This is a genomic window from Acinetobacter sp. UBA5934, assembly GCF_002430855.1.
In the GTDB taxonomy this organism is placed as follows: Bacteria; Pseudomonadota; Gammaproteobacteria; order Pseudomonadales; family Moraxellaceae; genus Acinetobacter.
The window spans coordinates 1-9,277 of the sequence record NZ_DJDC01000002.1 but is presented as its reverse complement, the minus strand read 5'-3'; the positions used below and the strand labels follow the sequence as shown (position 1 = coordinate 9,277).

Annotated in this window: 8 protein-coding genes and 1 pseudogene; 8 read left to right on the top strand and 1 reads right to left on the bottom strand. The window is 44.3% G+C overall.

Translation table 11 applies throughout. The features are described from left to right. The 8 genes and pseudogenes from dxs to B2Y23_RS00040 form a co-directional block, all read left to right on the top strand. Positions 1 to 1,618: pseudogene (dxs, locus tag B2Y23_RS00075) on the top strand (1-deoxy-D-xylulose-5-phosphate synthase); the annotation flags it as partial. A gap of 115 nt (positions 1,619 to 1,733) precedes the next feature. Further along, positions 1,734 to 2,564: an inositol monophosphatase family protein gene (locus tag B2Y23_RS00070; protein ID WP_291355065.1), complete on the top strand. Its 831-nt coding sequence runs from the start codon at positions 1,734 to 1,736 to the stop codon at positions 2,562 to 2,564. Positions 2,565 to 3,108: 544 nt separating this feature from the next. Next, on the top strand, positions 3,109 to 4,959 hold the full coding sequence (locus tag B2Y23_RS00065) for a DEAD/DEAH box helicase (protein WP_291355067.1): 1,851 nt from the start codon (positions 3,109 to 3,111) through the stop codon (positions 4,957 to 4,959). A 387-nt stretch (positions 4,960 to 5,346) separates the two neighbouring features. Then, positions 5,347 to 6,165: an ABC transporter ATP-binding protein gene (locus tag B2Y23_RS00060; RefSeq protein WP_291355069.1), complete on the top strand. Its 819-nt coding sequence runs from the start codon at positions 5,347 to 5,349 to the stop codon at positions 6,163 to 6,165. Then, a complete protein-coding gene (gene mlaE, locus B2Y23_RS00055; protein ID WP_291355071.1) occupies positions 6,162 to 6,941 on the top strand; it encodes a lipid asymmetry maintenance ABC transporter permease subunit MlaE in 780 nt (259 codons plus the stop codon). Before B2Y23_RS00060 ends, mlaE begins: the two co-directional genes overlap by 4 nt. After that, on the top strand, positions 6,941 to 7,612 hold the full coding sequence (locus tag B2Y23_RS00050; protein WP_291355073.1) for an outer membrane lipid asymmetry maintenance protein MlaD: 672 nt from the start codon (positions 6,941 to 6,943) through the stop codon (positions 7,610 to 7,612). Before mlaE ends, B2Y23_RS00050 begins: the two co-directional genes overlap by 1 nt. A 16-nt stretch (positions 7,613 to 7,628) precedes the next feature. After that, positions 7,629 to 8,255 carry an MlaC/ttg2D family ABC transporter substrate-binding protein gene (locus B2Y23_RS00045; protein WP_291368276.1) on the top strand — a complete coding sequence of 209 codons (627 nt, stop codon included), beginning with the start codon at positions 7,629 to 7,631 and terminating at the stop codon, positions 8,253 to 8,255. 17 nt (positions 8,256 to 8,272) lie between these two features. Next, the gene (locus B2Y23_RS00040; RefSeq protein WP_291355077.1) at positions 8,273 to 8,563 is read left to right on the top strand and encodes an STAS domain-containing protein; all 291 of its coding nucleotides are present in this window, start codon (positions 8,273 to 8,275) and stop codon (positions 8,561 to 8,563) included. Between the two features lie 108 nt (positions 8,564 to 8,671). Here B2Y23_RS00040 and B2Y23_RS00035 read toward each other — a convergent pair. Continuing rightward, on the bottom strand, positions 8,672 to 9,277 hold a 606-nt coding region (locus B2Y23_RS00035), incomplete at its 5' end, for a CorA family divalent cation transporter (protein WP_291368274.1).

The following is a 9,277-nucleotide window of genomic DNA, read 5'->3' as shown; positions in this document are numbered from 1 at the left end:
TGAACAGTTGACCAGCATTCGTGCCAAAGAGGGCTGGGCTGCCTTTCCGGCACATGAAGAATCTTAATGTGATACTTTTGGGGTAGGGCACTCGTCTACGGCAATTTCTGCCGGACTAGGCATGTCGCTGGCACGCCGTTACCAGAAAGACCCATGTGAAGTAGTGTCAATTATTGGTGATGGTGCCATGACCGCGGGTATGGCCTTTGAAGCCATGAATGATGCGGTAGCACATCAGGCTGATCTGATGGTGGTGCTGAACGATAATGATATGTCGATTTCTTGCAGTACTGGTGGTTTTGCTAAGCATTTAGCCGCAATTTGGGAGCGTGGCGAATTTATCAACGTGACGGAAGAGGGAGAGGCTTATGTACAGCCGCATCCGGAGTGGCTATATAACTCGCGTTTGCACAGTGCAGCAACCGATGCAGCAGACAACCTGTTTAAAGCCATTGGCTTTGACTATTTTGGTCCTTATGACGGTCACGATGTTAAACAGCTGGTGCATGTCTTTAATGCGCTGAAAAAGCGTAAAGGCCCCCGCCTGATTCATATCTATACCAAGAAAGGCAAAGGCTTTGCGCCAGCGGAAGCAGATCAAATTAAATATCATGCGATTAGTAAAATAAATTCCGTATCAACCGTGAGTGCAGCGCCGAAATATTCCGATGTCTTTGGGCAATGGCTCTGTGATGAAGCTGCACAAGATGAACGCTTGCTGGCGATTACTCCGGCCATGTGCGAAGGTTCGGGCATGGTGCAGTTTGCCAAACAGTTCCCGGAACGTTTCTTTGATGTGGCAATTGCCGAACAGCATGCCGTGACATTAGCCGCCGGGATGGCTTGTGAAGGATTAAAACCGGTCGTCGCGATTTATTCGACCTTCCTGCAACGCGGTTATGACCAGCTGATTCATGACGTGGCTTTACAAAATCTGGATGTTACTTTTGGTATTGATCGTGCAGGGCTAGTGGGTGAAGATGGCCCGACCCATGCCGGTGCCTATGACTACGCCTTTATGCGTACTGTACCGAATATGGTGATTATGGCGCCTAAAGACGAAAATGAATGTCGTCAGATGTTGCATACCGCTTATTTATACAATGGTCCTGCGGCGGTGCGTTATCCACGTGGTAATGGTATCGGTGTTGAAATTGAGCAGCAATTATCGGCTTTGGAGATTGGTAAGGCAGAAATTGTAGCCAGTTTTAATGAACATCAGGATGAACAGATCAGCATTCTGGCATTCGGTAGCCGTGTTACTGCTGCAATTGAAGCAGCACAGGCACTCGCAATAGCCCATGATGTGGGCGTGCGTGTCGTGAATATGCGCTTTGTCAAACCGCTGGATGAGCAGATCATTGAACAACTTGCAGCGACCACCAGTTTATTTGTCACTGTTGAAGAACATGCGGTAATGGCGGGGGCAGGCAGTGCGGTAAACGAGTATTTAGCGCTGGCACAAATTGTTAAACCGATCTTGAATTTGGGTCTGGCGGATGTGTTTATGCCTCAGGCATCACATGCACAAATGTTGCAACAGGCCGGGCTAGATGCCAAAGGCATTGAAAAATCAGTTGAATTGTCCTGGTTAAAGCTTGTGCAATCAGTGTCCTGATCAGTTTAAAAATTTTAGAAACATTTTTTCCCTAAAAGCCCTCATATTTGCTAAAATATGAGGGCTTTTATGCATTATTCTTTATCAGTATCTTCAAATTTGTAGTGGGTGTTCAATGGAACCTATGGTGGTTATGGCTGCGCGTGCGGCTCAATTAGTTGGTCAAGAGCTTTTAAAAGCGCATCAAAATCGTCATAAACTCGATCTACAAGTCGAAGAAAAAGGGATTGATGGTCCGGTAACGCGTGTAGACCGTTATTTGGAACAGTTGACTATCGATACTCTACGTAAAAGCTATAAAAACCACAGCTTCCTTGGTGAAGAGTTTGGTCTGCAAGAAGGTAAAGGTCACGACGCTGACTGGTGTTGGGTGATCGACCCGCTGGATGGGACTTTAAACTTCATTAACGGCTTCCCGCATTTCTGTATTTCTATTGCTGTTCAGCATAAAGGTGTGACTCAACACGGTGTTATTTATGACCCTGTGAAAGACGAGTTATTCTCTGCAAGTCGTGGTCGCGGTGCAATGTTGAACCAACGCCGTATTCGCGTAAATGTTAAAGACAGCCTGCAAAATACTTTCCTTGCCGTAGGTCATGCTTACCGTGCCAAACGTAATGGTGAAGTGATTTCTTATGCAAAAAACCATTTCGATTCATTATTAAACGTGACTGAAGCTGGCGCGCAATACCGTCGTGCAGGTTCTGCTGCATTAGACTTGGCTTATGTGGCTGCCGGTCGTCTGGACGGTTATTTTGAACTTGGTTTGAAGCCTTGGGATATTGCAGCTGGTGAGCTCATCGTGAAAGAAGCGGGTGGTACTGTAGTGGATGCACGTGGTGGTACCGATTCTATGGAAAATGGTCAAGTACTTGCTTGCTCTATGAAAATGCTCAAACCTTTAATGCAAGCTGTTGTTCCAGCTTGGGGTGACGCAGCGAAGTAAGATCGATTAAATCGAGTGATATGACAAAAAAAGCTCTCCTTGCGAGGGCTTTTTTTATTTTTGAATTAAATTCGTAATTTACTAAAAATACCGGTGGGCGCATATTTGCATGCATTTTCTTTGGCATAAAAGGGTTACAATATTGATTGTTTGAAAATTAAACAAAATTGAGTTGTAAAATAGGCTGTTACTGAAAAAAACCGTATTTAAGCGTAATTTGATCGAAAAAAATGATTACTTTTTTAAACCATTCTGTTATTATGCCGCCACGCACTTAAATTTCCGTTCTTTACCTGAACATTATCTTCTAATCATTGTATGCGCGTCCTGTCCATAGAGAGGACATATCCTTCGCGCCCCAATCGCTTAAGCGATTCCTTCAGGTTTGCGGCCGTAATCATATACGTGCGTTATATCCACATCGTCGTTATTCGGATCGCTGCTGAATCCTTATTTTTTCAGCTCTAATTGCTGTGCCGCTTTTTGCCGATGTCCATATTGTAATTTATTAAATGGAGCACCCATTTCAGGGTGAATACTCTCTATGAGCAAAACTTTTGCTGATTTTTCCCTCGATGAGTCATTAACACAGGCTCTTGAAGGTTTAGGTTTTACTACGCCAACTCCTGTACAAGAACAAGCGATTCCAGCTGCACTTGAAGGCAAAGACCTTTTAGTATCAAGCCAAACTGGTTCTGGTAAAACTGCTGCATTCTTGCTTCCAACATTGAATGCCCTTGCAAATCAAGAAACTTTCGTACCGTTCAAAGAACGTATGAAAGCAGTGACTCAACCTTCTATTTTAGTGATTTCTCCTACTCGTGAGCTAGCACAACAAGTATGTCAAGATGCGATTGCATTGGTTCGTCATATGAAAGGTGTACGCGTTGCTGCGATCATGGGCGGTATGCCTTTTGGTAAACAAATCCAGCAGTTAAAAGGTGCGCAAGTTGTTGTTGCGACTCCAGGTCGTTTACTTGACTTGGTGAACCGTCGTCAAATTAAATTGGATAAAGTTGATTCGTTAATTGTCGATGAAGCTGACCGTATGCTTGACCTAGGTTTCTCTGAAGATTTAGAAGCAATTGGTGATTTGGCTGCAAACCGTAAGCAAACACTTATGTTCTCTGCGACTTTTGCACCGCGTATCATTACGCTTGCTGAACGCATGATGAATGATCCAATGCGTATTTCGATCGAAACTGGTCATTCAACTAACACTGACATCACTCAGACTTTGCACTGGACTGATGGCTTTGAACACAAGAAAAAATTATTGACTCACTGGTTAAACGAAGAAGACGTTGATCAAGCAGTGGTATTTGCGTCAACTCAAGAAGACACAGATATGTTGGCTGAAGAACTTGCTGAAGCAGGTTTATCAGTTGTAGCACTTCATGGTGCTATGCCACAAACGGTTCGTAACCGTCGTTTACGTAGCATCCGTGAAGGTCGCGCTAAGATTCTGGTTGCAACTGACGTTGCAGCGCGTGGTCTTGACGTACCAACAATTTCTCACGTAATCAACTTTGGTCTTCCAATGAAGAACGAAGATTATGTACACCGTATTGGTCGTACAGGTCGTGCTGGTCGTACAGGTAAAGCAATTACCCTTGCAACTTACCGTGAACGCGGCAAGATCCGTGCTTTAGAGGACTTCTTGGAAGCGCGTTTAAACGTTTCTGAAATTGAAGGTCTTGAGCCATCTCCACCTCCTGCACGCGGTAGCCGTGATGGCGCTGGTCGTGGTCGTGGTCGTGACGGTGGTCGTCGTGATGGCGGTCGTGGTGGTTTCGGCGGCGGTCGTCGTTTTGAAGGCGAAAGCAACTTCAAACGTCGTGAAGGCGGTGATGATCGTCCACGTCGCAGCTATGATGACAAACCACGTGGTGAACGTCCTGCGTTCGGTGGTGAAGATCGTCCACGTCGTGATTTCGGTGATCGTCCACAACGTCGTGAAGGCGGTTTTGGTGATCGTCCACAACGTTCTTTCGATGATCGTCCAAAGCGTGATTTTGGTGATCGTCCAGCGCCACGTCGCGAAGGCGGTTTCGGTGATCGTCCACAACGTTCTTTTGATGATCGTCCAAAACGTGATTTTGGTGACCGTCCAGCGCCACGTCGTGAAGGTGGTTTCGGTGATCGTCCACAACGTTCGTTTGGTGACAAACCACGTTCGAATGATGACAACCGTGGTAACCGCGTAGACTATAAACCAGCTCGTGAAGGTGGTGATCGTCCACGTCGCGAATTCAATGGTGACCGTCCACAACGTAGCTTTGGTGATCGTCCACAGCGTTCGTTTGGTGATGACCGTCCTAAGCGTACTTTTGGTGAAGATCGTCCTAAACGCAGTTTTGGTGAAGATCGCCCACGTCGTAAATTTAACGACTAATAACGTTAGATTTGGATAGTAAAAAACCGGTGGAAACACCGGTTTTTTTATGGGATTAATCTTTGATCTTATCGAATAAAAATGTATACTAAGTCATATTTTATTTTAATTCTGTTAAGTATGAATAATGAATCTCATCATTATGTCTGGAATTTTAATCAAGAGGTGATTATGCCTTATATTGGTTTGATTTTATTACTCGGCAATATTGCGTACTATATTTATAATTCTTTTCTGTAATACAGTATCCTGTTTGTTAAAATAATTGCACGAAAATTAAAAAATTAAAAATTATGGTAAAGCGGTTGCTTTTTCTCTAAAGGTAACATTTTAAACCTGAATCCTTTATAGTATGCATGCTGAAAAAATGTAGGAAAACGCTCAGCTATGAATAATCCAGTATCCCCGAAATCTCAATCCCTGATCGAGATTAAAAATCTGAGCTTTAAACGAGGGGAACGTATCATTTATGACAATGTCAATTTAACCATTCGTCGTGGTCAAATCACTGCCATTATGGGACCTTCCGGCACAGGCAAAACTACTTTGCTGCGCCTGATTGGCGGGCAGCTTATTCCAGATCAAGGCCAGGTTTTGCTGGATGGCAAAGATATTGCGCGCATGTCACGTGCTGAGCTGTTTGCCGCACGAGCACGTATGGGCATGCTATTTCAAAGTGGTGCTTTGTTTACCGATATGACCACCTATGAAAATGTGGCGTTTCCACTTCGTGCGCATACCCAATTACCGGAACACCTGATTGCTGAAATTGTGGCATTAAAGCTAGAATCGGTGGGTTTACGTGGGGCTGAACAGTTGATGCCTACAGAATTGTCCGGCGGTATGAACCGTCGTGTGGCTTTGGCTCGTGCAATTGCACTGGATCCGGAACTGATTATGTATGACGAGCCATTTGCAGGTCAGGACCCGATTGTGATGGGGGTATTAACCCGTTTAATCCGTTCCCTGCGTGAAGCTTTGGATTTAACTACGATTATTGTCTCACATGATGTTGCGGAAACATTATCGATTGCGGACTACATTTATGTCGTGGCTGAAGGCAAAGTTCAGGGCGAGGGTACACCGGCTGAACTTAAACAGCATGCTTCGCCTTTTGTCCGTCAATTTCTGACCGGCGCACTTGAAGGTCCGGTTGACTATCAGTTTAGCCATCAAGCTTATTTAAGTGATGAGGTGCGTTCATGAATGCCATTGCCTTATTAGGTAGACGCGTTATTGAACGTGTACGTGGTATAGGTGTAGCAACCCAGATGTTGCTGCAAATTCTATTTTCGATGCCATCTAAAGGTGGTTTTCAGCGCTTTATTTACCAAATCTATCGTGTCGGAGTGATGTCATTATTAATCATCTCGGTTTCTGGTTTATTTATTGGTTTGGTGTTGGGCCTGCAAGGTTATTCCATTTTGGTCAATGTCGGCTCTGAAGCGATGTTGGGAACCATGGTTTCGCTGACTTTATTGCGTGAATTGGCTCCTGTGGTTGCAGCGCTGTTATTTGCCGGGCGTGCCGGTTCTGCATTGACCGCCGAAATTGGTCTAATGAAAGCGACAGAGCAGCTTTCCAGTATGGAAATGATTGGGGTTGATCCGCTCAAGCGCATTGTTTCGCCTCGTTTATGGGCCGGTATTGTCAGTTTGCCAATGCTTACCGTGGTTTTTGCGGCCATTGGTATTTTGGGCGGTAAAATGGTCGGGGTTGATTTCCTGGGTGTGGATGAAGGTTCTTACTGGAGTGGCATGCAAAGCAGTGTGCAATTCTATAAAGACATCTTTAATGGCACCATTATCAAGAGTTTTGTTTTTGCATTAATTTGCACATGGATTGCGGTATATCAGGGTTATGCTTGTGTGCCTACATCAGAAGGGATTGCAACATCTACAACACGTACCGTGGTGTATTCGTCGCTATGTGTTTTAGGTTTTGATTTCGTGTTGACTGCGGTCATGTTCGGAGGTGTTTAATGAAATCACGTACTAGTGAGCTGGCCGTAGGCATTTTTGTCATTATCTTTGGGGTAGCATTATTTTTCCTGGCCATGAAAGTGAGCGGTCTGGTGGGAACGAACCTGCGAGACAGCTATAACATGACAGCAAGTTTTGATAACGTGAACGGCCTGAAACCGCGCGCTAAAGTGACCATGAGTGGTGTTACCATCGGTCGTGTTACCGATATTACCCTTGATCCGGTATCACGCTTGGCAACGGTACATTTTGACTTGGATGGCAAGTTAACTTCTTTCAATACAGAGCAGCTGAAAAAGGTGAAAGCCAATGCGCTGGAAGAGTTGCGCTATAGCACAGAATACAGCGAAGCAGATCCTGCTAAACAAAAAGAAATGGAAAAGCAACTTGCTGATAACATGAACTCCATCACCAGTATCGATGAAGATGCTTACATTATGGTTGCGACCAATGGTTTATTGGGTGAAAAATATTTGAAAGTGGTGCCAGGTGGTGGCCTGAACTATATCAAACGTGGTGAAAGCATTCCTAATACCCAAGGCACCATGGATCTTGAAGATCTGATTAGTAAATTTATTACTGGCGGTGCGGGCAAGTCATCAGCTAAAGCGGCGGAAGAAAAAACATCAACTGAATCAACAGAAGATGCACAACCTTCATTTGTTGAATAATTTTGAGGAGAATTTAATGAATACCTTACTTAAACATACACTTGGCATAAGTGTTTTATCAACAATGATGGCGAGTACTGCATTTGCACAACCAACTGAAACGCCTCCAGCTTTTGTAAAAAAAGTGGCGGATGGTCTGATTAGCCGTTTAAAAGCAGATAATTCAAAATTGCAAAACAACCCGGCTGCGGTGAAAGCCATTGTGCGTCAAAACCTTGACCCTTATATTGATTCGCAAGCCTTTACTCGTCTGGTGATGGGAACTTATGCAACCAATCAGTACAGTACTGCTGCTCAGCGTGCGCAGTTTGAACGTAATTTCCGTGAAACTTTAATCGAAAATTACGGTACAGCTTTTGCTAAATATACCAACCAGAGTTATAGCCTGCGTCCATATAAAGAAACCAATAGCAAAAATCCTGTAGTCACGATTGATTTCAACAATAAAGGTGAAAAGATTCCAGTCTCTTTCCAGTTGGTGGATAAAGGCAATCAATGGAAAGTACGCAATATCAATGTCTCTGGCATTGATTTAGGGTTACAGTTCCGTAATCAGTTTGCTGCAACGGTAAAACGTAATGGTGGCAATATCGATAAAGCCATTGCGAACTTTGAGCCAGATGCATCTGTAGATAAAAAATAACTGAGCAGGATGGTGTCGTGATTCAATTCATTGATCAGGAATTGCAGGTTTCTGGAAAAATAGATTATGCCAATGCAGAGGCCTATTACCAGCAAGGTTTGAAACTGATTCAATCTCAGAATCAGTTTCCCGTGGTGGTCAATCTGGCACAGCTGGAACAAGGCAGTACCTTGGCTTTGGCAGTCTTGGTGCGCTGGTTACGCCAGACACCGAAAGCTCAAGGCCTGCAATTTAAAGCGGTTCCTGAGAAAATGATGAAAATCATTCAGGCCTGTCATTTGCAAGATGATCTGCAATTGATTGCCTGAACACATAAAAAAGCACCGTAAGGTGCTTTTTTATTGTCTGCAAATAGGTATTTATCAAATCCGGAGCGTTTCTTGCACTTCGCTTTGAAGCAGTGCTTCAAAGTTTGCTCAAATCCATTTCTTCCAGCGGAAATAGGCCAGTGGTCCAATCAAGAAGGCGAGCAAAATAATACTGACCAAAATAAAACTGGTCGCGCCTTTGGCGAAAGGTAATACATCGGTATTCATACCATAGACACTGGCCACCAGCATCGGTGGCGCAAGCATGCTTGGCAGAATCGAGAATCGACGGATGGTATCGTTCTGTTCGGTATTAATGAATCCGGAGGTGGTATCCAGCAAGAATCGAACCTTCTGGAATAAGAACGCATCATGTTCTACTAAAGACCGAACATCTTCACTCAGTTCTCGAATATCGGCATCGTAAATATGACTGCCTAATGCACGTGGACGAGAAAGGAAAGTCAGGACACGACGCAAATCGATTAAACACAACTGTGCTTTTCCAAGCATGTCTTCTAATTGTGCCAGCCGGGTAATCATGTCATCCAGATCGAGAATCTGTTCACGATGGCGGTTGTTCAGCACTTCTGTGGAGTATTTTTCCAGGTCTTTGTGGATATCTTCCAGAATATCCGCAAGCTCATCCAGTTTGGCTTCGAGTAAACCGAGCAGAATCCAGGTCGGATCTTTATAGTCAATATCATAATCATT